The organism is Enterobacter sp. RHBSTW-00901 (genome assembly GCF_014103115.1).
Taxonomy (GTDB): Bacteria; Pseudomonadota; Gammaproteobacteria; order Enterobacterales; family Enterobacteriaceae; genus Enterobacter; species Enterobacter cloacae_P.
Map to the genome: position 1 here is coordinate 2,563,907 of NZ_JABXPB010000001.1, position 25,805 is coordinate 2,589,711.

Genomic DNA, 25,805 nt, shown 5'->3' on the forward strand with positions numbered 1-25,805 from the left:
AGGGAGAGGGTTAGAAGGACATTACTGCCCCTGTGGAATATCCGTCGCATCCGGGTGTAAATCATCCACCGCGGCAGGCTGTGTTGCCTTCAATAGCGGTGTCATAATCCCATCCCAGGTTGACTGCAATTCCTTCATGTCATATTCCGGCTCGCCTTTCGGCTGCAGCAGAATCAACGCCATATCCTGCGACAACTGCTGGCGTAAATCCTGATTCAACATATCGACGGTCAAACCGTTCAGGAAGTCCTGACGCAGCTTCTGATACTGCTCTGGCGCAATGTCCACAACCTGATTTTGCAATGAGCGAATGCGCTGGCTGATCAGAATGTCGGTATCGGCACGGGCATAGGTTGCAAACAGCTTCTGCAGCTCCAGTTTTTTCTGCGCCACCAGCGCGTTGAACTCGTCTTCAGACAGACCCTCTTTATGCACTTTTGCCAGTTCTTTGGCCACCACGCCCAGATTTGCATTCAGCTTATCGCCTGGCGATTCGACGTTAATGGCGCACTGTGCACGCTGGAACAGCACGCGGCAGTCAAAGCCCAGACCGATGTTCTTCACGTTGTTCTTACTGAGTGTCTGTTGAACATGCCAGAACAACGCTTCACGTGCCAGGTCGGCACGCCAGTAGCGCAACAGTGCGGCTGACTCGCGGATAGGTTGCCAGGCCGAGTCCCACATCACGGAGAGACGATCCTGGCGCACGGTATCTGTCATGATACTGACAGGCTCTGCACGCAGCGGAGAGAGCGTCGGCACAGGGGCAGGCGTTTCACGTTTCCCTTTCAGATCGCCAAACGCTTTGTTGATCTGCTCAACCACCGCACGACTATCAACATTTCCGACCACAATCAGGGTCATCGCGTCCGGGGTGTACCATTTCTGGTGGAAGGCTTTTACCTGTTCACTATCGACCGGCTGTTTCAGCGGTTCTGCCGGGTCATGACCGAGCAGCGTTGAGCCTTTCAGGCGGTAGCGCCACCAGCCTTCTTTTGTGTCCACAGGCCAGGTTGCAACCATGTCGCTGTTGCTCAGCGCATAGCTGATACTTTCCGGCGTAATCGCCAGATTGCCAGTCGCATCAGAGAGATACGTCAGTGCTTCTTTTAGCAGATCGTTACGGTTATTCGGCAGGCTCAGGTTAAACATGGTGTAGTCATACGAGACCACCGCCGGTGGCAGCGGGCGCTTTGGGTCTATGGCCTGTTGCCATAATGAACGCACCTGAACTGCCTGCAAACTGCCGCTTTGGGTGAGCGCCAGCCGAGGAATAAAATGGCTAAAACCGGTCTGCAGAGAGCTTTCGGTGAGGGAGCCCGTATTCACAGACAGACGGATTTCAATACGGTCACTGGGACGCTGGGGAGTGGCTAACACCTGCCACTGAAAACCATTTGCCAGAGTTCCTTGTTGCCAGGCCGGGTCTGGCTGGAGCGCATCTGCCTGCACATAACTGGCTGCTACCATCATCAGCAAACCGCCGGTTAAGAGTCGAATTTTTGTGCCCTGCATGTGAACCCCTGATCAACATTCCTGGTTAAAAAGAGTGTCTCGCGACGCGCTTCACTCTAAAAGATGACGATGAAAACACGTCGATTAGACCGCGTGTTCGACAAAACGTCACGGTCAGAAGTGAAATATACCCAAAAAAAATCTTGTCGAATTATGACAGGTATGAGCAGTTATTATGCGCAGGAGCCCGCATCCCGACAAGGGAATACGGGCATTTATCAGGAGATTAAGAGGATAAACCTGTGGTTTTGCCGTCAGCCGGACGATTATTTAACGTGTCATTGAGCTTTTTGTGATCCAGCTCTTTCACCCATTTCGCCACCACCACCGTTGCCACACCGTTACCGACCAGGTTGGTTAACGCACGGGCTTCAGACATAAAGCGGTCAATACCGAGAATTAACGCCAGGCCGGCCACCGGCAGGTGCCCCACCGCCGAAATGGTCGCCGCCAGCACGATAAAGCCACTGCCTGTTACACCTGCCGCCCCTTTAGATGAGAGCAGGAGCACCACCAGCAGGGTAACCTGATGGAAAATATCCATATGGCTGTTTGTTGCCTGAGCGATAAACACCGCGGCCATCGTCAGGTAGATCGACGTGCCATCCAGGTTAAATGAGTAGCCCGTTGGAATAACCAGCCCCACCACCGACTTACGACAGCCCAGTTTTTCCATCTTATCGAGCATACGCGGCAGTGCAGATTCAGAGGACGACGTGCCCAGAACAATCAGCAACTCTTCGCGGATGTAGCGGATAAATTTGAAAATGCTGAAACCCGCCGCGCGGGCAATTGACCCCAGCACCACCACCACGAACAGAATACAGGTGATATAGAAGCAGATAATCAGCTGACCCAGCTGCACCAGCGTACCCACACCGTATTTACCGATGGTGAACGCCATTGCACCGAAGGCACCAATCGGAGCCAGACGCATGATCATATTGATGATGCCGAAGATGACCTGCGAGAAGCTTTCAATCACGTTAAAGATGAGCTGGCCTTTGCTGCCCAGACGGTGCAGAGCAAAGCCAAACAGCACGGCAAACATCAGCACCTGCAGGATGTTTCCGCTGGCGAATGCGCCGATGACGCTACCCGGAATAATGTCCAGCAGGAAGGCCACAACGCCCTGATCCTTCGCCTGGTCGGCATAAACCGCGACCGCTTTGGCGTCCAGCGTCGACGGGTCAACGTTCATGCCCGCACCTGGCTGCACCACGTTAACGATAATCAGACCAATAATCAGGGCAATGGTACTGACCACTTCGAAATAAAGAAGCGCGACTGCACCGGTACGACCCACCGCTTTCATGCTTTCCATGCCAGCGATGCCGGTCACCACCGTACAGAAGATCACCGGAGCGATAACCATTTTGATGAGCTTAACGAACGCGTCGCCAAGCGGTTTCATTTGTGCGCCCAGTTCAGGGTAGTAGTGGCCAAGCAGAATACCGATTGCGATGGCTGTCAGGACCTGAAAGTAAAGGCTTTTGAAGAGAGAGGTTTTCATAGGGTGTCCTTGGGAAGAAAAACCACAGGCTTTATAAAGTTATGGTTAGCCTGCGGCTTTAAAATAACACCCGTAAAACATGACAGAAATAAACCAACATCAACTTTGAAACACAAATGTTAAAAACTTTGAGCTGACTCGCACAAGCCAGCAACAAAATTACACTTTTGCGTTATTGCCAGCGCTGGAAAGATACCGTTGCTCAAAGACATCCGACGGGACGGCGCGAGCAAACAAAAAGCCTTGTCCACTTTCCACACCCGCTTCAGCCAGCCAGTCGCGCTGAGCTTCCGTCTCGATGCCCTCTGCAATCACATGCAAGTTGAGACTGCGTGCCATATGGATAATGGCCTGCACCAGGCTGCTGTCATCCGGCAGCCCGTCAACAAAGGCTTTGTCAATTTTCAGGACATCCACCGGCAGTGTTTTCATGTGCTGGAGCTGACGCAACCCGGCGTAGCCCATGCCAAAATCGTCCAGCGCAATACGAATACCGGCATTTCGCAGCGGTTTCAGGATCGCGACCGCCTCATTCGGATCGTCAATGCGACGGCTTTCCGTCACTTCCAGAATCAGCGTATCGGGCTGGATCCGGTAACGATGAATCAACTCCAGCATCTCAGAAACCATCGTCGGGTGCATAAGCTGCAGGGCTGACAGATTCACCGACAGCGGCAGGGTCACGCCACGCGCCTGCCAGGCGGCAAGCTGGCGGCACGACTCCTCAAGCACCCAGTAGCCTACGGTAACCATCAGGCCGCAGGACTCGATACGCTCGATAAACCCTTCAGGTAGCTCCCACGAGCCATCCGGCTGCTGCATACGCAGCAACGCTTCGGCACTTTTGACCTCGCCCGTCAGCAAATTCACCTGCGGCTGCATCCAGATGGCAAACTGGTGGTTATCCAGCGCGGTGAGAATATCGCTCTCTTCGGTCAGGCGCTGCTGCGCATTTTCCATTTGCTCCGGGTCGAAGAACTGGATCTGGTTTTTCCCTTTGCGGCGGGCAGTCTGGGCCGCCGAGAACGCGCGACGGTAAAGCTGTTCTGCCGTCAGGTCGCCGTAAAACATCGCAATCCCGATGCTGGCGCTCGGACGAAGCTGGATACCCTGAACCGGCAGCCGCTCATTAATGACAGTGAGCACTTGCTGACCTAATGTGACGGCATGCCACGGCTCTTTCACACCATGAGCAATAATCACCAGATCATAACCACTCACCTGGGTCAGTACCATGCGCGGTGCCAGGACGGATTTCACTTTTTCCACCAGCGTCAGCAACAACACTTCGCGCTGGCTCTCTTTAAGCACACCCGCCGTATCCTGCAGGGTTTCACAGGCAACCACCATCAGCGCCGTTGTCTGCTGGCGGGCAACAGTCTGCTCCAGTAGCGCCATCAGAAACGCTTTGTTGGGTAACTCCGACACCGGAAATCGCGTGGCACTGCTGTTTAACTCGTCCTGCTGACGCAGGATGCGCTGTTGGTTGATATTGTAGCTGCGCACCAGCATGCCTATCTCATCGTCATGATGAAGGCGTGGCAGCTCAAGCTGGTGTCCCACCTGGTTCTGTGGTGAAAGGTTATTCAGCTCCCTGGCGATGTGACGCAAGGGGTGAACAATCAACCGGTTAATACACCAGGTGAGCGCCACGCTCAGAATGAGCGTCAAAAGTAAGTAAGTAGTTACTAACGTAGCCACCCAGTTCATCACGAACTTATACATGCGGTATGAGTCCGCCTGCAGCACCAGATAAGCTAACGGCTGGGGGTTGGCTGGTCGTTCGAGCGAATAAACGGGTAGCGAGATTTGTACCGGCAGCTCAAACAGGCGCATAACCATCATTGGGACGGGCCGTTCAGGGATAAAACTCATCCGCAGTGCCTGGAACTGGTTAGGTAACACCACATCCGCCCGGCTGACAATACCGGCAGGCTGAATGCGTTTTAAAATACTTTCCGCTTCGGGGATATCCCCTTTCAGGATAGAAGCTGAGAGTGGGCCGCGCACCGAGCGCGCAATACTTTCTAATTGCGAAGCCGTGTTATAGCGATTCTGCTGTACGGAATGAAACAGCAAAATAACGCAGAAGAGGAATACAAACAGCATCGTGACGGCAGAAACCATCGCCATCTGTTTGATCGTTAAAGAACGGCTGACACGCAAAATGACTCTCCACAAAACTCGAAGCGCAAGGCGCACCAGGGGGTAAACCTGGTGCGCCTGAGTATACCCGATTGCTACACTTTTTAGAGAGCCTTACACATGGATTAAGCTAAATCTGATTACCAGTCTGCGTACGGTATGAGCGGTTGCGGCGGTAAGTCCATATCGCCCTGCCAGCCCGCTGCGGAATAACGCACATAGAGCAGCGCATGGCTCGGGGTGTAATCTTTCGCTTCCTGAATATCAACACCGAGACCGACAAACCAGTTGGAGGTCACACGGCGTTCAATGATGGCTCTTGCGGTATAACCGGTTCCTGAAGAACTGCTGCCCGTTTCCATCACACCCCTGTCGGTGTAACGACCAGGCTCATCGGTTGGGATCAGCCCCTGAAGCGGATAGCGCAGCACATCGTCAGTTTTTGAATGCGACCACGACACGGAGCCACCCAGTTCCCACGACCAGTTCTCAGTGCGTTTCCGCCAGGTCACCGGTAATGCAAAGGAGACATACTCCTGCGGGCTATAATAGCCGCCCTGTCCCAGGGTATAGCCGCTCAGATCTTTGTCATAATGCCAGAGCATGTTAGTCAGGCCGGCTGTCAGGCGCTCATTATTTTGATTAATGATCTTGTAGTAGTAACCGGTCATCCAGCGGACGCGCCAGTTATCTTCCACATTTTTACCCGTCAGGCTGTCCGCGCTCAGGCTTGACCAGATACCATTCGCCTCACCTTTGTCATAGCTTATGCTCACGCCACCACCGGTTGCACGTACGCCGCCCCATGTGGTGTCCGTATTGGAGTCATGCTGACCGGCAAAAGCCAGCACGGAGCTGGAAATTGGGCGACGATGGGCATTAACGGTATAGCCAATTGGGCCCAGGTCATTGCTATAGCTCAGGCTGCCAACAACATCCACCACATCAAAGCCCATCGGCGTCGTACCGATGTCCATCGCCCAGGTTTTGTTCTTCCAGCCTACGGCGATGCTCGCGCCATTTGCCGACTGATTAGTATTGCCATGACAAGGCGTTTCCGCACAGGTACCCCATTTAGGATCGTATTCCCCGTTTTTGGTGGCAAACGAACCGGCATCCATATTGACCAGGTCACTGCGGAAGAACATACGCCCATCCGCCAGCGGTGCATCTGCCTGCAGCATAGTGGTATGCGCTTTGAGGTCGGAATATCCGCCCGTGCCGCTTGAACCCCAGTAATCGTGTTGCAGCGTGACGTTAACATCCTGCTGACGGTACAGATCACCGGCATCGCTGCGTACGCCGCGCTTCAGCCAGTCATCTTTCTCATCATTTCGTGTCAGGCGGGTAAAGCTGTCATTGTCAACCGGACGCGTGGTTGTGATACCGGACGACACCATCGCATCTTTATACGTTTCCAGCGCCTGTTGAGGCTGGCCGTTTTGCGCCTGGAAACGCGCCGCATCACGTAACACCAGCGCATTTTCCATAGAAGCGGGCTGCGATTTGGCCTGAGGGATGATTTTGCTGAACGTTTGTTCTGCGGCGGCAGAATCGCCAAGACCCGCCTGCGCCATCGCCACCCGGCGCTGCATGTTGAGTGACAACGGCTGGCCATGCTGTGCGGCAGGCAGTTTCGCCAGCTCTGCACGCGCAGCGTCTTTATTGCCTTCAGCAATATACACTTCGGTCAGACCGAGGATCGCATCTTCGTTTTGCGGCTCACGCTGTAAAACGGTGCCGTAGGCGGTTTTCGCGGCCTCGCGATCGCCACGCTGCTGTGCCCAGTCCGCAAGCGTTAAATCAATACGGGTGGAAGCCGGTTGCTGACGGAGCATATTCTCCGCCTCCTGCTCCTTACCGCTATCCCGCAGACGGTTCGCCGTTTCCAGCACCTGATTACTTTGCAGGCGATCGGCCAACTCCTGAATATTGCTGTTCCACTGGCTACGCGGCAGCTTGTCCAGATGTGCGAGCGCGGCTCTGTCCTGATCGTTACCCGACAGGTAAAGCCCGTTTGCATAGACCTGATCCGGGTCGGACGGTTTTTGGCTGGCAAGCTGACGCATCAGGTTATCCGCCTGGCTGCGCTGGCCTGCGCTATAGAGATCGCGCGACAGACGGTAGGTTATCCACACATCTCCGGGAGAGAGCGCCAGACGACGGCGCTGAATTTCTGCGGCCTGAGCGTATTTTCCCTGGTTTTCCAGCTGTTCTGCCTGGGAAGAGAGCTGCTCGTTGGTCAGACTACGTTCAATATCATCAATACTGCGACGCTGGCTGGCAGACAGCGACTGAATAAACTGTGAGGCTTTCTCCGGGGACTGCGCGCGATAGATATTGGCAAGGCCGCGTACCGCATTGCTGTTACCGCTGTCCATACGCAACGCCTGACGATAATAGCGCTCGGCAGCCGCATTATCTTTGCGCGCCACCGCGACATCGCCCAACCCCAGCACCGCGTAGCTGTCGGTATTGTCGATGTTACGCGCCTGCTGATAGTCACGCTCCGCCTGTGCAGGGTTATTCGCCTTGAGCGCGGCGTCACCCTGCTGGATAAGCAGCCAGTAGCGGTTAACCTTCAGCAGACTATCCCATTTACCCCGGTTATCACTCTGCGGATCGAGGGCGATCGCCTTTTCAAACTGAGTGACCGCGCGGGCACGATCGCCTTTCTGCGAATACGCCTGGCCCAGCGCGCCAACGGCTTCACTGTCGGCATGATTCGCGCTGACCGCTTTTTGCAGCTCTGCCACCGCCTTACCGCCCTGCCCGGCATCGACGGCTGCTAATCCTTCCGCTTTTGCACGGAACGCTGGATCGGCGAGCTGTTTTTGCTGCGCTTCAAGCTGTGAACGCGCCGCCGCCACGCTATCACCGTCACTAAACACGCTCAGGTATTTTTGCAACGCGCTAACGCTGGCGCTGCTGGCTGGCTGGTCTTTGATCTGCTGATACCACATATCAGACGCCTGGCTACGGCCACCGTTGGATTTAGCCATCTCCCGCAGCACAGCAAAGCCTTCATCACTGCGTCCGCTCTGGAACAGTAGTTGCGCCAGCGTCGCCTGCAGCTGCGTATTGCCGGGGCTACTGGCATTGATTTTCTTCAGCTGGTTAATGGCCGAACTGCGGCGAGCCGGGTCTTTCGCCACCACGTTCCAGTATTCTGTCGCCAGATCGCCGCCAGGCGGGTTTCCGGCAAAGAGCTTGTCATACGCGGCAATCGCTTCCTGGGTGTGACCTGTCGTGGCCAGTAAACGCGCCTGCTGTAGCGCCTGACGACCATCAGGGGTGGAAAGCAGCATCGTATTCCGCGACGACTGGTAGGCACCGGAGCTCGGCGCAATCCCTTTCAGACGATCCAGCTCTTTTTGCGCACCGGCAGTATCCCCCTGACGCAGCAGGTAACGGAAGCGTGCGGCAATGACGTCAGGGTTGTTCGGGTCAATCAGTTCAAGACGATAGAGCGACTGACGAACCAAATCCTCGCGCTGCGTCGATTCTCCCAGACGTACCTGTTCCAGCAGCTGTTGCTGTTGCGGGGAATTCGCGGCCTGAGCCAACGGCATCAAAGCCAGGCCAAGCGATAAACTGAGTAGATTTAATGTGAACTTGCGCATTCCTGGCCCCAATCCGGTATTAATTCACCTTTTGCGGTGAAGCGAAAACGATGCTGATCCCATCCTTGTCCAAAGAGGGTCAGCACGTAGCTGTAATAGGCATTTTTATCGGGAAAATGGTCTGCAACACGCTGGCGTTGTGCCGCCTGCGCGTCACGCTTTTGTAAAAAAGGTAGCAGTGAGGCGGAAAAACCAACCGGGCCTTTGCCCGTATGTTTCCCGCTTGCCACATCCACTTTCTCCGGCGGCACACCTTGTTTCGTTGTCATTGCGGCCATCGGCTGGAAACGCGCCAGCAACCTGGCCTTCTGTGGGTCCTGATCGCTCATCATGCCCACCCAGAGGTAGACACGGATGGCGTCGTAGCTGCCCACCAGCGATTTATTCTGCTTTAACTGCCAGCCTCTGTTTTTCTGATATTGCACCCAGTCCGGGGAAAAACCTTTCGGCGCAGTCTCCAGCAGTAAGCGCAGGTTCGTTTCACGAAGCGTGGTCCACGGGGCACCAAAACGCGTGAAATAGCTCGCCAGCTGAGGGGGAAGATAGCTGGGGTTAAAGCGCCAGACATGTGCCTCGGCAAAGCCGACTTTACCCGGCAGCAGCATCGAGCCAAGCCCTGGCACTTTCACCACTTCCTCGCTGACAATGCGTTTAAGTAATGCCTTGCCTGTGCGGGTGTAGTCCGGATGTTTCCATAACCGACCCGCTTCGAGCAGTGACCAGGCAATCCAGATATCAGCATCCGACGCGGAGTTTGTATCAATAATCGCCCAGTTTTCTTTGTCTTTCTGCCCCCATAACCAGGCCGGCAGATGGTCGTGTAAATTCCCCTGGGCAAGATTGTCGCGCGTCCATGTCAACAGCAGGTCAAACGTCTTACGGTCATTCGCTGCCAGCGCAAAGAACAGCGCATAGCTTTGCCCTTCAGATGTACTAATTTTGCGCGTGTCACTGGGATCAATGACACGCCCGCTTTCACTGATGTAGTCCTGTTTAAACTGCTCCCAGGCAGGCCAGGTGCAGGCGGCGCGAAGACTCGTCGTCGCCAGCATCAACGCGGCTAACACACACCAGTGAAAGGCTTTCATCACATCTTACTCACGATCCGGGTTCAGGCGACGACGACTGATGATTCGCAGCAGACGCCACAGCACCCATGCCAGCAACACCACGCTCACTGCAGCCAGAATAGCCAGCAGCACCGGATGGTTAGCCAGGGCATACCACAGACGCTCGAACCACGGCAGATGACCCACATAGTAGACATCGCCTACGCGCAGGCTGTTGACCCCCGATTCACGAATGATCGCGACCGAACCAAACATAGACGCACGCTTACCACTGTCATTCATTGCATTGTTAAGCAACGTATAACCGCGTGGGCTATCCGCCAGCAGAGCTACCACGCTACGCTGGTCGTTGTAAGGTGACTGGAAGCCAACAACCGCAGCCATCGCCCCCTGAGAGGTTACCGTCGTTTGTACGCTGGCCTGACGATCGTTGGAATCCGGCATAATGCTCGGGAATTCAGTCTGACGCAGCGGCGTATTAACCCAGGACTGGGTCGCCTTCACCAGCAAGTCGACGCGTTTTTCATCCTTCAGCTTATCCGGGATGCTCCCGATCAGCATGATGTCGGCATCTTTGTTCTGGATCTGGCTGCCATCGTCGGTCAACGTGACGTTAATCGCCGGTAAGCCCGTTTGCGCCCCCATCGACGCCATTGTGTCCAGCAGGGTGGTAACCTGAGCTTCGTTTGGCGCTTTTGGTATCACAACAATGGATTCAGACAGGTCAGCCATACGGCTGAACGGGAAGCTGGCATTGGCAAACGCACGCAGATCCGGCATCGCAAGGAAGTGATAGAACTTCGAGAAGTCGATGGTCGACTCGTCACCAATCACGACATGGTTCTGCACCGGCTGGAAGGTGATGCAGTTGTCCGCCGAACCACCAGGCATCGGGTTCATGTACTGGAAGTCAAAGCGCAGCTGGTTCACCGCCCCCAGTTTCAGTGCCGGAATAGAGACATCGGTTTTACCATCCAGCAGCCCCTGCAGCACCGGCAGACGCAGCATCAGCTGGTTGTTGTCCTGAGTACTGATCAGACTGAAGGATTGCAGGAACTGGTTGTTCAGGCTGATATCCATACGCGAGCTATCTTTGGTGGCTGGCGCGGTATAGCGGTACTTCAGATTGATATCGATCCCGTTCGTGTGCAGCAGATACAGATCGGGCGGTAGATTCAGTGACAGGTTGACAGGTGCAGGCTCAAGCCCCGTCGACTGAAGTTGTTCTTCATAGGTTTTCAGCTCACCAAAGGTAATGGCACGATCGGTACGCACCCAATTTGGCGCATCGTAAGGTTTACGCGCCAGCAGTGGCTTCACATCATCGACAACCACGCTGGTACCACGGAACAGGACATTACCCTGCGCAATCCCTTTTGCTGCCTGCACCAGATCTTTATCATCACGACCAAACACCACCAGCAGTTTTACGTACGGGTTGTCAGGGTGGCTCATGATTTCAACCGTAGGGGCTTTCACGTCCGGATGATCACGCAGGAAAGATGGACGTTTGTCATTGGTCGCAAAGACCACGGCATTACGATCCGGCAGTTGATCGAACATCACCGGGAAGTTCTGTCCGCGCCAGGCGGAACGGGAGCCAAACCAGGATGCCACAATGGTGGCCGCCAGCTGTTGGGTCACGTCCGGGGATGCCGCGAACACCACCGGCAGCGTTAACTGACGGTTATCGCGAGGATCAAAGAACGGGATCGGGAACGACGAGAGATCGTTTTTCAGCGACAGCGACTGGTAGGTCATCTGCAACGATGAGTTACGACCCACGTCCACCCACAGCGTGCTGCTGGCCGGGTTTTCACACACGTCACGGTAGTGACCCACGAACTCCAGCCGGACGCGGTTAAAGTCGGTGATAAACAGCGGGTTGATTGGCACCTGTGCCAGCGTTTTTTTACCCAGCTGTTCTTTCGTGACAGGCAGTACGTCCATCAGCTCGTCATTCAGGTAAACCTTGAGCTGCGATTGTACTGGCAGAAGCGCCGGAGATGGCGTGTACTCGAGATTCAGCATCGCCTTCGATACGACTTCATCGCTGCGCATGCCAAACTCAATGCCACCATCAGGGTTGATGCCACGCAGCACCATGCTGCCCGGAGGTGGGGCAATCTGGGCAAAGGTCAGCTTCACGTCCCGCGACGGGGCATTTTCCGCGACAACGGGCGCGTTAGCACCACGGACTCCCGGCATAACCTGCCCGACGACGCTCTGGTCTGCCGACAGCGTGTTCCCCTCCGCAGACAAGTTTGCAGCAACGTTCTCCGTTTGACCGGATGCTGCTGTGACCGCAACCACAGGAACCGTTGAGGCAGCCGTGGCTGCTGCGTTTTCAGGCGCTGCGTTAGCCATTGTTGCGGGGAGCGCACTCATCCCCATTGCCACTGCACATAACCAGGAAAGTTTTGTTTTCATCGCGTTATCATCATTGTTGAGCCATAACCGGGTCCGCCTGCTTCGCCTCATCCCGCTCAGGACGACGAGGAATGAACGACACGACCCAGGAAACCAGCGAAGTAAGTGTCCGGAAAATTAATTTCACCGATGACGGGGCAAATTCTGCAAGGTGACGATAGCCACGGAACCCCAGCTTCAGAATATCCAGCAGGCTTTCCAGAGGTTTATCTTCCGGGAAGCTGTCCTGCCAGAGAGCCCACGTGTCCGCGCGGGCAAACGTACACTGCACAAAATCAATATGTTGCTTCTTGGTCAGCGGCATCAGCTGCAGACCGACTTCATTGCCTAACACACGCACAACCTGCGTCGGGAAGACATACTCTTGCTGACCACGCTTGAGCAGCAGGTTAACTTTCTGCCCCTCCAGCACCTTCGCCTGACCGTTGATTTTGATACCCAGACCACCGTCCGAGAAGTCATGCACGGTACAGGAGAAGAGATGGCCATCTTCACGGGCTATCGCCGCAGGCATGCTGATTTCAACACGATGCGCGCGACGTACCTGTTTGCTTTCCACCGACACCGCCACCGCACCGCCGAGGATAATCAGGTTGTAGAACACCCATGCCATACTCACGAATACCGTCAGGATCTCGTTTTCAGGGCCGTAGAAGTAACGCCAGACGCCGGCAATGACGCCAACGATATTGAGCAGTACGAGGAAGATGTACGGACGGGAGATCACCCAGTCGACATACTCTTCTTTCACCAGGCCACCTTTCGCGGTGACGTTGAATTTGCCTTTATGTGGATTAATCAGCGCCACCATCGTTGGCGGTGCGATATACCAGGCCAGCACTGTTTCGTAGATTTCACTCCAGAACGAGTGGCGATATTTGCCCTGAATCTTCGAGTTCGTCAGGCTCGCGTGGATCATGTGCGGCAAGACAAACAGCGCAATCATCAGCGCAGGCGCGTAGATGATGTAAGCATGAAGAAGCAGGAACGCCAGCGGCGCGGTCAGGAAGATCAGCCGCGGAATACCGGATAAGAAGTGGAACATGGCGTTGACGTAGCACAGCCGCTGCGCCAGCTTTAACCCTTTCCCAAGCAGCGGGTTATCGAGACGGAAAATCTGTACCATCCCGCGAGCCCAGCGAATACGCTGGCCGATATGCGCCGAAAGTGACTCCGTTGCCAGACCTGCTGCCTGCGGGATCCGCATGTAGGCAGAGGTATAACCGCGACGGTGCAGACGCAGTGAAGTGTGGGCATCTTCGGTGACGGTTTCGACGGCAATGCCACCAATTTCATCCAGCGGTTTGCGGCGAATGACGGCACACGAACCACAGAAGAAGGTCGCATCCCACATGTCGTTCCCGTCCTGTACCAGACCGTAGAACAGCGTGCCTTCGTTTGGTGTTTTACGGAAACGGCCAAGGTTACGTTCAAACGGATCCGGCGAGAAGAAATGGTGTGGTGTCTGCATCATCGCCAGCGGTTTCTCTTTGAGGAACCAGCCCATCGTCATTTGCAGGAACGAGCGCGTCGGCACGTGGTCGCAGTCAAAGATGGCGACAAACTCCCCTGTGGCATATTTCAGCGCGTTGTTGATGTTCCCGGCTTTCGCGTGTTCGTGGGTGGTTCGGGCGACATACTCCACGCCCACCTCTTCCGCAAACTGGCGGAACTCTTCACGGCCACCGTCATCAAGCACCCAGATTTTGAGTTTATCCTTCGGCCAGTCGATGCCCAACGCCGCGTAAATCGTGTTCTTCACGACGGTCAAGTCTTCGTTGTAGGTCGGCACAAAGAGATCGACAGTCGGCCACAGCGACGTATCTTTTGGCAACGGCACAGGCTGGCGATTGAGCGGCCAGACCACCTGGAAATAGCCCAGCACCAGTACAATCCAGGCGTAGGTTTCTGCAAACAACAGCACCAAACCACACACCAGGCTTACCGGATCATCCCAGTTCAGCGTCGAGGTATAACGCCACCAGATGTAGCGACAGGAGACGGTCAGCGACAGCACGATCAGCATCAGAGCAGAGAAGCGCCCCGGGATACGTCGCACCAGCAGCGCCACACCCCACAGCAGGATCAGGAAGGTGAACTGCGCCAGAGGGTTAAAGGGCTGAGTAATACAGACCAGAGCCAGAATGAGCGAGAACACCACGATCACGCCGAGGATAAAACGCCGCAATCCCGGATGCAGGTGCCCGAGTTCTTTGTGGTTATCCAGGTGACTGGTGCGATCGCCGACACGGTCGGGCAATTTATCCAGCCACTGGTGGTAGCGTTCACGTAATTGATGGGCACGTTCGAAGCTGCGCCAGCGTGTGGACTTGTTGTCCGACTGGGGCGTGGTCGCCACCAGCCAGATAGCCTGAATAAGATAACGCGCCGGATCTAATGGCCGCGGTCTGTCAGGGTTAATATGCGGATAAAGCTCACTGTGCCGCGCACGAATACGCTGCCAGCGAGGGTGTTCGAGCGGAATGAACATCCAGGCCAGGATCATCCAGAAACAGCCGAGCGTGGCGCTAAACCATGAAGCACCATGCCGACGGTAATGCCGGTAGCGTTCGCTTAAACGCGAACTGACCGGCGGGATGAGTAACCAGGTGGACAGACGGCTCATACGGAACTCCCGGCTGGCTCCGCCCCGGTGGCGAAGTGCAGCAGACACCAGTTCGCCAGCGTCAGAACTTCTTCTGCCGCCAGTGAATCGCTACGGTATTCGCCGAGTGGCTGTTTGGAAGCGAGGCATTCGGCCATCCCCTCATCACGGTGAATCACCATCGGCAGCAGGTGGCGCTGGCTTTGCAGCCAAACCTGGTACAGGTCGTCCTGCACCTGGCTGCCAACGCGTAAATCGTTAATCAGCAGATGGGGGTTTTTGGGCAGCACTTGCTGGTGCAAACGGATATGGCAATTTGCATCAACGTTCACAATGGACAGGATATGGTCACATTGCGCGATAAGCTGACGCGTGAGCGGAGCGTAGCCATGCGGCAGATCCAGTAAAATCCACTGGTAATGGCCTTTTTCTTTAAGGCGCTGCAGGGCGTGGATAAATTCCTCCAGTGTGGGCTGGTTTGCGTAGTAATTCTCACGCTCATCGATGGTCAGTTGCCCGAAAGGCAGCAAGTCGAGCTGAGAGGTATAGCGCAACCCGGCATCTCGCCAGTCTTTACCATCCAGCAACGCACGTGCCCAGCCTCCCTGATGAGCGAAGTCAACGTTGAAAGACATACGCAGCAAATTATTCGGGCAGGCATCAATAACCAGCACCGACTCGCCTAACAGCTGTAATGACCACGCCAGCGCCGCGGTAATGGATGTTGTACCCACTCCCCCACGGACGCCCTGTAATCCGAGTATGGCCATCAATGGCTCCCTTATTGTTGTTGGGCTAATTCAGCTAATAACGGCCAGCGTTTAATAGCCGCGGCCAACTGTTCCCGCTGGGAAATATCGGTGTAATCTATTTCAGGCAATGAAAAAGCCTGCGTCAGCGCCAGAAAATCATTTTGGAATGTGTAACCCAGACTTGAGTCAACGGGTGTTCCAGGTTCGTTATTATGCATTTTTTTTCATCCCTTTGAGTAAAGCCGCAAGATCAGATGTCGCGAGGCTTCCTGCCCTATGAATTTTCGTTTACATGCTAAATCTGATGTTCTTTAATTTCAATGTTAGGTTTATTTCTACGCTTTCGCTAGTAAACTGAGATACAGATAAATTAAACGAAAAGAGGGACACCGTGAACTCCATATTTTCTATTGGCATCCAGTCATTATGGGACGAATTGCGCCACATGCCAGTCGGAGGAGTCTGGTGGGTGAATACGGATCGCAATGAAGATGCTATCCGTCTGGTAAACCAGACAATTGCTGCACAGGACAAGGATGCTCGCGTGGCAGTCATTAGCATGGGCGAAGAGCCTAAAAACATCATCGAGCTTGAAAGCGATCGTGGACCGCAGGCCGTAAAATTATTTACCATGCCCGCGAAAACCGATGGTCTATACTTTATGACTCGCGACGTCCAGTGCTCTATTGACCCTGATCACTATCTACTTATCCTCAAATGTTCTAATAACGCTCTGCAAAATATCCCTGTTGAAAAACTGCTGCACTGGCTGGAAAAAATCAATAAATGGGCAAAATTTCAAAATTGCACACTATTGGTCATCAACCCTGGCAGTAATAACGACAAGCTCGTCTCGCTTTTAATGAGTCAATATCGCTCCCTCTCCGGGCTGGCAAGTATCCATGACCAGGCGGACAGTTATCTCTACGACGTTGCATTCTGGTGTAATGAAAAAGGGGTGAGTGCCAGACAGCAACTGACGCTCAAACTGATTGAGGGCGAGTGGCATCTCGCACGCCTTGAAGAAACCGTGGTTCAACCGCGCAGCGATGAAAAACGCATTCTGAGCCATCTTGCAGTATTAGAAGTCGCACCCGCGCTTTCTGAAAACTGGTCACTGTTTGAAACCAACGAAGCCCTGTTTCATGAAGCCCGTACCACCCAGGCAGCAACCATTGTTTTCTCATTAACGCAGAATAACCAGATAGAAACACTGGCAAGACAAATTCACACCTTACGCCGCCAGCGCGGCAGTGCGCTAAAAATTGTGGTGCGCGAAAATAATACCAGCCTGCGTGCCACAGACGAGCGCCTGCTGCTGGGCTGCGGTGCGAATATGGTCATACCGTGGAATGCCCCGCTGTCACGCTGCCTGACGCTTCTCGAAAGTATTCAGGGTCAGCAGTTTAACCGCCATGTGCCGGAAGACATCTCCACGTTGCTCTCTATGACCCAACCGATGAAACTGCGCGGATACCAGAAGTGGGATACCTTCTGCGATGCCGTCGGCAACATGATGAACAACACGTTGCTTCCGGCAGACGGGAAAGGGGTAATGGTGGCTCTTCGTCCGGTACCGGGTATCCGCGTTGAGCAGGCACTGACCTTGTGCCGCCCGAACCGCACCGGGGATATCATGACGATTGGCGGCAACCGTCTGGTTCTGTTTTTGTCATTCTGTCGAATCAACGATCTCGACACCGCGCTGAATCATATCTTCCCTCTGCCAACCGGAGATATATTCTCGAACCGTATGACCTGGTTCGAAGATAACCTGATCGCTGCAGAGCTTGTGCAGATGCGCACCCTCGAACCTGAGCACTGGGTTAAACCGCTCCCTATGACCAGCAATTTCAAACCGGTTCTCAATGCTAAGCATGACGGACATGTCTGGCGTCGGGTGCCAGAACCACTTCGCTTATTACCAGAGAACGGGGAGAACGCATCATCATGAATATCAGCGATATCATTCAACTGGTCGTATTTTGTGCGCTGATCTTTTTCCCGCTTGGTTACTATGCGCGCCATTCACTGCACCGTATTTGTAATACGGCCAGAGTGCTGTTTGTAAGACCACGCTACGTTAAACCAGCCGGTACACTGACACGGAATTCACACTCCAGGGCAAATCGAAAACATGACTAATTCTACCTATACCGCTTCGGCACCTTCGCCGCTCTGGCAATACTGGCGCGGCCTTTCCGGCTGGAACTTCTACTTTCTGGTGAAGTTTGGCCTGCTGTGGGCAGGGTACCTGAACTTCCATCCGCTGCTCAACCTGGTGTTTATGGCCTTCCTGCTGATGCCTCTGCCAAATATCAGGCTGCATCGCCTGCGCCACTGGGTTGCCATCCCGGTGGGCTTTGCGTTGTTCTGGCATGACACCTGGCTACCGGGGCCGGACAGCATCATGAGCCAGGGCTCACAGGTTGCGAGCTTTAGTTCCGGCTATATCGTCGACCTGACCGAGCGTTTCATTAACTGGCAGATGATTGGCGCGGTGTTTGTGCTGCTGGTTGCCTGGCTGTTCCTGGCGCAGTGGCTTCGCGTCACGGTGTTTGTCGTCGCCATTATGGTCTGGCTTAACGTGCTGACGCTGGCAGGGTCGAGCTTCTCCCTGTGGCCCGTTGGCCAGCCGACCACGACGGTCGCCGCCACGGGTGGCGCTGCGGCAGCAACCATTGCGACAGCAGGTGATACACCTGTGGTGGGAGATATCCCAACGCAGACCGCCCCACCCACCTCTGCCAACCTGAACGCCTGGCTCTCCAGCTTCTATACCGCAGAAGATAAGCGCCAGACCAAGTTCCCGGATGCGCTGCCTGCAGATGCCCAGCCGTTTGAACTGCTGGTGATCAACATCTGTTCTCTCTCATGGGCAGACGTGGATGCCGCCGGTTTAATGTCGCACCCACTGTGGTCACGCTTCGATATTCAGTTTAAAGATTTCAACTCCGCCACGTCGTACAGCGGCCCGGCGGCGATCCGTCTGATGCGCGCCAGCTGCGGCCAGCCATCGCATAAGAACCTGTATCAGCCAGCCGGCAACCAGTGTTATCTCTTTGATAACCTGTCCAGACTGGGCTTCACGCAGCACCTGATGCTGGGTCATAACGGCCAGTTCGGTGACTTCCTGAAAGAAGTACGTGCAGAAGGTGGAATGCAAGCACCGCTGATGGATCAAACCGGTCTGCCGGTGGCGCTGCTGGGCTTCGACGGTTCGCCAGTTTATGACGATACCGCCGTGCTGCAACGCTGGTTGCAGACCATTGAAAAAGACAGCAATCCGCGCAGCGCGACGTTCTATAACACTCTGCTACTTCACGACGGTAACCATTATCCTGGCGTGAGCAAAACGGCCGATTACAAGATTCGTGCGCAGAAGTTCTTTGATGAGCTGGATGCATTCTTCACTGAGCTGGAAAAATCAGGCCGTAAAGTGATGGTGATTGTGGTGCCGGAACACGGTGGCGCGCTGAAAGGTGACAGAATGCAGGTTTCTGGCCTGCGTGACATCCCAAGCCCGTCCATCACCAACGTACCTGCCGGGGTTAAATTCTTTGGCATGAAGGCTCCGCATCAGGGCGCGCCAATTGAGATCACTAAACCAGGTAGCTACCTGGCGATTTCAGAGCTGGTTGCCCGAGCGGTAGACGGTAAGTTGTTTGTGGAAGATAACGTGAACTGGAATCAGCTCACCAGTGGCCTGCCGGAAACCGCAGAGGTTTCAGAGAACGCCAACGCAGTGGTGATTCAGTACCAGAACAAACCGTATGTTCGTCTGAATGGTGGAGACTGGGTACCGTATCCGCAGTAACTCACTTACCCTCTCCCATAGGGGAGAGGGTATAACGGGTGCCAGTATTATTGCTCTGCGAGCCAGACAAGCATCTTAAGACTCGCGGAGTAATAGTCATCTTTGGCGGTGATTTCGGGTTCTCCGGATGACTGCCCCATCGTTAAATCACGTACTGCCAGCAGCCCCCCTTCCATCATGTAAGGGGCATACTCATTCGTTGTGACATTGACCCATGCCGGGGTTTGCTCCCGGGAAAATTGATTAAACCAGGTACGCCATGGGGTTAACAGCTGACTGTGTTTATCCGACCAGGCGACATACAGCGGGATTCTAATGGCATCGTAGCTCATGCGCGGTGGCCAGGTTTTGGCGGGTTCCAGCTTGCCACCCGCTTCCAGAGAGACCCAGTCGGTCGGCAGGTTAGCTTTACCCGAACCCATTTTCCCCAGCAGCCGTTGCCCATCCCGAATCAATTCGCGCCAGACCTTCTGATGGCTACGGTCTGCAAATGCCTGCCAGGCCGGGAACACGAAATAGGAAGGGTTAAGCACCACTTCGCTGTCCAGGTTAAATCCCTGCACACCGGGTAGCATCACACGGTAACCCGCATAGCGGATCATATTGTGAGCAATCAACGATTTCGTGATGGCATCCGATGCAGTACTGTAGCGCTTGTCATGCCAGCGTGTATCCGCTTTTAACAGCGCCCATGCAATCAACACATCGCCGTCAGAAGCGTTGTTTTTGTCGGCAACCGGGTTCGACTCTCCGGGGTTATAACGCCAGTAAAACAGACCGTTCTCTTTGTTCTTCAGCGTGCTATCAGTCCACTGCCAGAGCTTATCGAACGTGGCTTTATCGTTGTTTGCCACCGCCATCAGCATGGCGAACCCCTGACCTTCCGTATGCGAAACGTCACCATTGCCGGTATCGACAATCCGGCCTTCCGGTTTGAAAAAGCGTGTTTTATAACTTTCCCAGGCCTGACCCGCCTGAGAGAGAGGAGAGAACAGCAAACTCATCATCACAGCCAGCGTGGCACATATGGGTTTTCGCATAATTAACTCAATCCGGTTATTCAGCACTTCGCAGTGAAATTTCACCACCTACCCACGGCTTGATCACGCCATCCTGCTCCAGGAGCAATGCACCCTGTGCATCAATGCCACGGGAGGTACCGTAGATTTCTTTATCACCAATCAGTAATTTCACCGGCCGGTTGATAAAGTTGTCCAGCCTTTCCCAACGCGACAGGAACGGTGCCAGCCCTTCCTGTTCAAAGAGAGACAGAGAGCTGCGTAGTTCTTTAATCATACGCACGGCAAGGGTATTACGATCGATGGTGATCCCCGCTTCCTGCAGGTTAGTCCAGGCCAGATTCACGACGTCGTTCTGTACATTACGCATAACCATATTAAGGCCAGCACCAATTACGATCTGCGCAGCATCGCCTGTTTTTCCTGTCAGTTCGACGAGAATACCGGCAAGCTTACGGTCGTTCAGATACAGATCGTTTGGCCATTTCACGCGTACGTTATCAGCCCCCAGGTCATGCAGGACTTCCGCCATCACAATGCCGATCACCAGGCTCAGGCCAATGGCGGCAGCTGGCCCCTGCTCAAGACGCCAGAACATGGAAAGATAGAGGTTGGCACCAAACGGCGAGAACCACTTGCGGCCACGACGACCACGCCCGGCCTGTTGATACTCGGCAACGCAGGCATCGCCCGACACCAGATCACTCAGTCGATCCAGAAGATACTGGTTCGTCGAGTCAATCACTGGCAGTACGGCAACGTTTCCTCCTACCTGACGGCGGATCACCTCTTCGTTCAGTAACTGAATCGGCTCCGGCAGGCTGTAGCCTTTTCCGGGAACCGTGAATACATCAACCCCCCAGTCGCGGAGAGTATGAATATGCTTATTGATGGCGGCACGGCTCATGCCCAGTTGCTCACCCAGCTGTTCACCAGAGTGAAACTCACCATCAGCCAGGATACCGATCAGGGTTAAGGGGATGGTATTGTCCTTCACGCGATGGTCTCCACGGCATTAACTTCACCCGTACGGCCAATAAAGCGGACTTCTGGCTCCAGCCATACGTTAAATTTTTCGCCCACGCGCTGACGCACGTGATGTGCCAGCTGTACCACATCATCGCTGGTTGCATTGCTTTGGTTAATCAGCACCAGTGCCTGCTGACGATGAACGGCTGCACCACCTACTGAGGTACCTTTTAACTGGCATTGATCGATAAGCCAGCCTGCGGCCAGCTTCACGCTGCCATCGGCCTGAGGGTAATGAGGTGCTGTTGGCCAACCTGCGAGAAGTTTTTCCGCATTTTCGCTGCTGATCACCGGGTTTTTGAAGAAACTTCCTGCATTTCCGTTCACTTTCGGATCAGGAAGTTTAGTCATTCGCATATGGCAAACCGAGTCAAAAACCTCACGGGCAGTAACTGTTGTCGGATCAAAGCGCGTTAAATCGCCGTAGGTCAGAACAGGTTTCCAGCTTTTTGACAGACATAAACCCACGGCCACAATCACGTAGCGATCCTGATACTCATGTTTGAAAATACTGTCACGGTAGCCGAAACGACACTGTTCTGCCGTTAAGCGCAGAGCTGTTCCGGTCGCCAGCTCAATACAGTCGACATATTCACAGACGTGTTTTAGTTCGATGCCATAAGCACCGATATTTTGAATAGGTGATGATCCAGCGCAGCCCGGAATGAGGGCAAGGTTTTCCAGGCCCGGCATTCCTTTTTCGAGGGTATATTGCACCAGATTGTGCCAGTTTTCTCCGGCACCCACGCGCAGATGCCAACTATCGGCACTCTCTTCAACATCAATTCCCATGATGCGGTTAACGATCACCGTCCCCGCAAAATCATCAAGAAACAGGACATTACTTCCTTCGCCCAGAATCAGTACGGGTTCGTCGTTTTCTGTTGCGCTTTGCCATGCATTCAGCAGTTGCTGAGCAGTATCGGCACGTACAATTTGATTAGCATTCCGTTGAATACCAAAGGTATTCCAGGGCTTAAGGGAGTGGTTCATAGACGCTATCCTGATGCAAAAACGCAGTTAGTTTACCGTATAAGCAGGAAGTTGGGGTGATTAGTTTGTGGGGGTATTCTGTAGCCTGGGTCAGGTGCAACCGCCATCGGGCATTTTAAAACACGCAAAGCAAAAAACCCCGCACCTTCCGGTACGGGGTTCTTCTTAATTGATGCCTGGCAGTTCCCTACTCTCACATGGGGAGACCCCACACTACCATCGGCGCTACGGCGTTTCACTTCTGAGTTCGGCATGGGGTCAGGTGGGACCACCGCGCTAAAGCCGCCAGGCAAATTCTGTTAAATCTGTATCAAAGCTGAAAATATTCTGTCTCTTCGCCGAAACAGCTTCGGCGTTGTAAGGTTAAGCCTCACGGTTCATTAGTATCGGTTAGCTCAACGTATCGCTACGCTTACACACCCGACCTATCAACGTCGTCGTCTTCAACGTTCCTTCAGGAGACTTAAAGTCTCAGGGAGAACTCATCTCGGGGCAAGTTTCGTGCTTAGATGCTTTCAGCACTTATCTCTTCCGCATTTAGCTACCGGGCAATGCCATTGGCATGACAACCCGAACACCAGTGATGCGTCCACTCCGGTCCTCTCGTACTAGGAGCAGCCCCCCTCAATTCTCCAGCGCCCACGGCAGATAGGGACCGAACTGTCTCACGACGTTCTAAACCCAGCTCGCGTACCACTTTAAATGGCGAACAGCCATACCCTTGGGACCTACTTCAGCCCCAGGATGTGATGAGCCGACATCGAGGTGCCAAACACCGCCGTCGATATGAACTCTTGGGCGGTATCAGCCTGTTATCCCCGGAGTACCTTTTATCCGTTGAGCGATGGCCCTTCCATTCAGAACCACCGGATCACTATGACCTGCTTTCGCACCTGCTCGAGCCGTCACTCTCGCAGTCAAGCTAGCTTATGCCATTGCACTAACCTCCTGATGTCCGACCAGGATTAGCTAACCTTCGTGCTCCTCCGTTACTCTTTGGGAGGAGACCGCCCCAGTCAAACTACCCACCAGACACTGTCCGCAACCCGGATTACGGGTCTACGTTAGAACACCAGCCATTAAAGGGTGGTATTTCAAGGTCGGCTCCACGCAGACTGGCGTCCACGCTTCAAAGCCTCCCACCTATCCTACACATCAAGGACCAGTGTTCAGTGTCAAGCTATAGTAAAGGTTCACGGGGTCTTTCCGTCTTGCCGCGGGTACACTGCATCTTCACAGCGAGTTCAATTTCACTGAGTCTCGGGTGGAGACAGCCTGGCCATCATTACGCCATTCGTGCAGGTCGGAACTTACCCGACAAGGAATTTCGCTACCTTAGGACCGTTATAGTTACGGCCGCCGTTTACCGGGGCTTCGATCAAGAGCTTCGCGTTGCCGCTAACCCCATCAATTAACCTTCCGGCACCGGGCAGGCGTCACACCGTATACGTCCACTTTCGTGTTTGCACAGTGCTGTGTTTTTAATAAACAGTTGCAGCCAGCTGGTATCTTCGACTGATTTCAGCTCCACCCGCAGGGGCTTCACCTACATATCAGCGTGCCTTCTCCCGAAGTTACGGCACCATTTTGCCTAGTTCCTTCACCCGAGTTCTCTCAAGCGCCTTGGTATTCTCTACCTGACCACCTGTGTCGGTTTGGGGTACGATTTGATGTTACCTGATGCTTAGAGGCTTTTCCTGGAAGCAGGGCATTTGTTACTTCAGCACCGTAGTGCCTCGTCATCACACCTCAGCGTTAAAAAACGACCGGATTTACCTAATCGTTCCGCCTACATGCTTAAACCGGGACAACCGTCGCCCGGCTAACATAGCCTTCTCCGTCCCCCCTTCGCAGTAACACCAAGTACAGGAATATTAACCTGTTTCCCATCGACTACGCCTTTCGGCCTCGCCTTAGGGGTCGACTCACCCTGCCCCGATTAACGTTGGACAGGAACCCTTGGTCTTCCGGCGAGCGGGCTTTTCACCCGCTTTATCGTTACTTATGTCAGCATTCGCACTTCTGATACCTCCAGCATGCCTCACAGCACACCTTCAACGGCTTACAGAACGCTCCCCTACCCAACAACGCATAAGCGTCGCTGCCGCAGCTTCGGTGCATGGTTTAGCCCCGTTACATCTTCCGCGCAGGCCGACTCGACCAGTGAGCTATTACGCTTTCTTTAAATGATGGCTGCTTCTAAGCCAACATCCTGGCTGTCTGTGCCTTCCCACATCGTTTCCCACTTAACCATGACTTTGGGACCTTAGCTGGCGGTCTGGGTTGTTTCCCTCTTCACGACGGACGTTAGCACCCGCCGTGTGTCTCCCGTGATAACATTCTTCGGTATTCGTAGTTTGCATCGGGTTGGTAAGCCGGGATGGCCCCCTAGCCGAAACAGTGCTCTACCCCCGAAGATGAGTTCACGAGGCGCTACCTAAATAGCTTTCGGGGAGAACCAGCTATCTCCCGGTTTGATTGGCCTTTCACCCCCAGCCACAAGTCATCCGCTAATTTTTCAACATTAGTCGGTTCGGTCCTCCAGTTAGTGTTACCCAACCTTCAACCTGCCCATGGCTAGATCACCGGGTTTCGGGTCTATACCCTGCAACTTAACGCCCAGTTAAGACTCGGTTTCCCTTCGGCTCCCCTATACGGTTAACCTTGCTACAGAATATAAGTCGCTGACCCATTATACAAAAGGTACGCAGTCACACCACGAAGGTGCTCCCACTGCTTGTACGTACACGGTTTCAGGTTCTTTTTCACTCCCCTCGCCGGGGTTCTTTTCGCCTTTCCCTCACGGTACTGGTTCACTATCGGTCAGTCAGGAGTATTTAGCCTTGGAGGATGGTCCCCCCATATTCAGACAGGATACCACGTGTCCCGCCCTACTCTTCGAGTTCACAACCTGTGCATTTTCGTGTACGGGGCTGTCACCCTGTATCGCCGGACTTTCCAGACCGTTCCACTAACACACAAGCTGATTCAGACTCTGGGCTGCTCCCCGTTCGCTCGCCGCTACTGGGGGAATCTCGGTTGATTTCTTTTCCTCGGGGTACTTAGATGTTTCAGTTCCCCCGGTTCGCCTCGTTAACCTATGTATTCAGTTAACGATAGTGTGACGAATCACACTGGGTTTCCCCATTCGGACATCGCCGGGTCAAAGGTTCATATCACCTCGCCGGCGCTTTTCGCAGATTAGCACGTCCTTCATCGCCTCTGACTGCCAGGGCATCCACCGTGTACGCTTAGTCGCTTAACCTCACAACCCGAAGATGTTTCTTTCGATTC

General features: G+C 54.2%; 15 protein-coding genes and 2 rRNA genes. 3 read left to right on the forward strand and 14 right to left on the reverse strand.

Annotated elements, in window-relative coordinates; all coding sequences use genetic code 11:
* Nucleotides 1-21: 21 nt before the first annotated feature.
* From HV318_RS12395 to bcsR, 9 genes are all read right to left on the reverse strand, one after another.
* A complete protein-coding gene (locus tag HV318_RS12395) occupies nt 22-1,515 on the reverse strand; it encodes a M16 family metallopeptidase (RefSeq protein WP_182272996.1) in 1,494 nt (497 codons plus the stop codon).
* Between the two features lie 226 nt (nt 1,516-1,741).
* Complete coding sequence (locus HV318_RS12400) at nt 1,742-3,028, reverse strand: dicarboxylate/amino acid:cation symporter (protein ID WP_182272997.1); 1,287 nt, start codon at nt 3,026-3,028, stop codon at nt 1,742-1,744.
* Between the two features lie 159 nt (nt 3,029-3,187).
* A complete protein-coding gene (hmsP, locus tag HV318_RS12405; protein ID WP_220471156.1) occupies nt 3,188-5,194 on the reverse strand; it encodes a biofilm formation regulator HmsP in 2,007 nt (668 codons plus the stop codon).
* A gap of 119 nt (nt 5,195-5,313) precedes the next feature.
* Nucleotides 5,314-8,796 (reverse strand): cellulose synthase complex outer membrane protein BcsC, encoded by a 3,483-nt coding sequence (gene bcsC / locus HV318_RS12410; protein ID WP_182272998.1) that lies wholly within the window; start codon nt 8,794-8,796, stop codon nt 5,314-5,316.
* Nucleotides 8,778-9,884 carry a cellulose synthase complex periplasmic endoglucanase BcsZ gene (gene bcsZ / locus HV318_RS12415; protein ID WP_182274592.1) on the reverse strand — a complete coding sequence of 369 codons (1,107 nt, stop codon included), beginning with the start codon at nt 9,882-9,884 and terminating at the stop codon, nt 8,778-8,780. Before bcsZ ends, bcsC begins: the two co-directional genes overlap by 19 nt.
* Before the next feature lie 6 nt (nt 9,885-9,890).
* Nucleotides 9,891-12,296, reverse strand: a complete 2,406-nt coding sequence (bcsB, locus tag HV318_RS12420; protein ID WP_182272999.1) for a cellulose biosynthesis cyclic di-GMP-binding regulatory protein BcsB — start codon at nt 12,294-12,296, stop codon at nt 9,891-9,893.
* Between the two features lie 10 nt (nt 12,297-12,306).
* Nucleotides 12,307-14,922: a UDP-forming cellulose synthase catalytic subunit gene (bcsA, locus tag HV318_RS12425; protein WP_182273000.1), complete on the reverse strand. Its 2,616-nt coding sequence runs from the start codon at nt 14,920-14,922 to the stop codon at nt 12,307-12,309.
* Nucleotides 14,919-15,671, reverse strand: a complete 753-nt coding sequence (gene bcsQ, locus HV318_RS12430) for a cellulose biosynthesis protein BcsQ (RefSeq protein ID WP_182273001.1) — start codon at nt 15,669-15,671, stop codon at nt 14,919-14,921. The genes bcsA and bcsQ overlap by 4 nt, the downstream gene beginning before the upstream one ends.
* Before the next feature lie 11 nt (nt 15,672-15,682).
* Nucleotides 15,683-15,871 (reverse strand): cellulose biosynthesis protein BcsR, encoded by a 189-nt coding sequence (gene bcsR, locus HV318_RS12435; protein WP_182273002.1) that lies wholly within the window; start codon nt 15,869-15,871, stop codon nt 15,683-15,685.
* 173 nt (nt 15,872-16,044) lie between these two features.
* Between bcsR and bcsE the strand changes: the two genes are divergently transcribed.
* Genes bcsE through bcsG form a run of 3 tightly spaced genes read left to right on the forward strand, consistent with a single transcriptional unit; the run spans nt 16,045 to nt 19,470 of the window.
* Nucleotides 16,045-17,607 (forward strand): cellulose biosynthesis c-di-GMP-binding protein BcsE, encoded by a 1,563-nt coding sequence (bcsE, locus tag HV318_RS12440; RefSeq protein WP_182273003.1) that lies wholly within the window; start codon nt 16,045-16,047, stop codon nt 17,605-17,607.
* Nucleotides 17,604-17,798: a cellulose biosynthesis protein BcsF gene (gene bcsF / locus HV318_RS12445; RefSeq protein ID WP_182273004.1), complete on the forward strand. Its 195-nt coding sequence runs from the start codon at nt 17,604-17,606 to the stop codon at nt 17,796-17,798. The genes bcsE and bcsF overlap by 4 nt, the downstream gene beginning before the upstream one ends.
* A complete protein-coding gene (gene bcsG / locus HV318_RS12450; RefSeq protein WP_182273005.1) occupies nt 17,791-19,470 on the forward strand; it encodes a cellulose biosynthesis protein BcsG in 1,680 nt (559 codons plus the stop codon). Before bcsF ends, bcsG begins: the two co-directional genes overlap by 8 nt.
* A 47-nt stretch (nt 19,471-19,517) precedes the next feature.
* On the opposite strand, the gene HV318_RS12455 is transcribed toward bcsG, so the two are convergent.
* From HV318_RS12455 to HV318_RS12475, 5 genes are all read right to left on the reverse strand, one after another.
* A complete protein-coding gene (locus tag HV318_RS12455) occupies nt 19,518-20,510 on the reverse strand; it encodes a family 8 glycosyl hydrolase (RefSeq protein ID WP_182273006.1) in 993 nt (330 codons plus the stop codon).
* A 16-nt stretch (nt 20,511-20,526) separates the two neighbouring features.
* A complete protein-coding gene (gene birA / locus HV318_RS12460) occupies nt 20,527-21,486 on the reverse strand; it encodes a bifunctional biotin--[acetyl-CoA-carboxylase] ligase/biotin operon repressor BirA (protein ID WP_182273007.1) in 960 nt (319 codons plus the stop codon).
* Nucleotides 21,483-22,511, reverse strand: a complete 1,029-nt coding sequence (gene murB / locus HV318_RS12465) for a UDP-N-acetylmuramate dehydrogenase (protein ID WP_182273008.1) — start codon at nt 22,509-22,511, stop codon at nt 21,483-21,485. The genes birA and murB overlap by 4 nt, the downstream gene beginning before the upstream one ends.
* 174 nt (nt 22,512-22,685) lie before the next feature.
* A 5S ribosomal RNA gene (rrf, locus tag HV318_RS12470) occupies nt 22,686-22,801 on the reverse strand.
* A gap of 69 nt (nt 22,802-22,870) precedes the next feature.
* Nucleotides 22,871-25,776, reverse strand: a 23S ribosomal RNA gene (locus HV318_RS12475).
* Between the last annotated feature and the right edge of the window lie 29 nt (nt 25,777-25,805).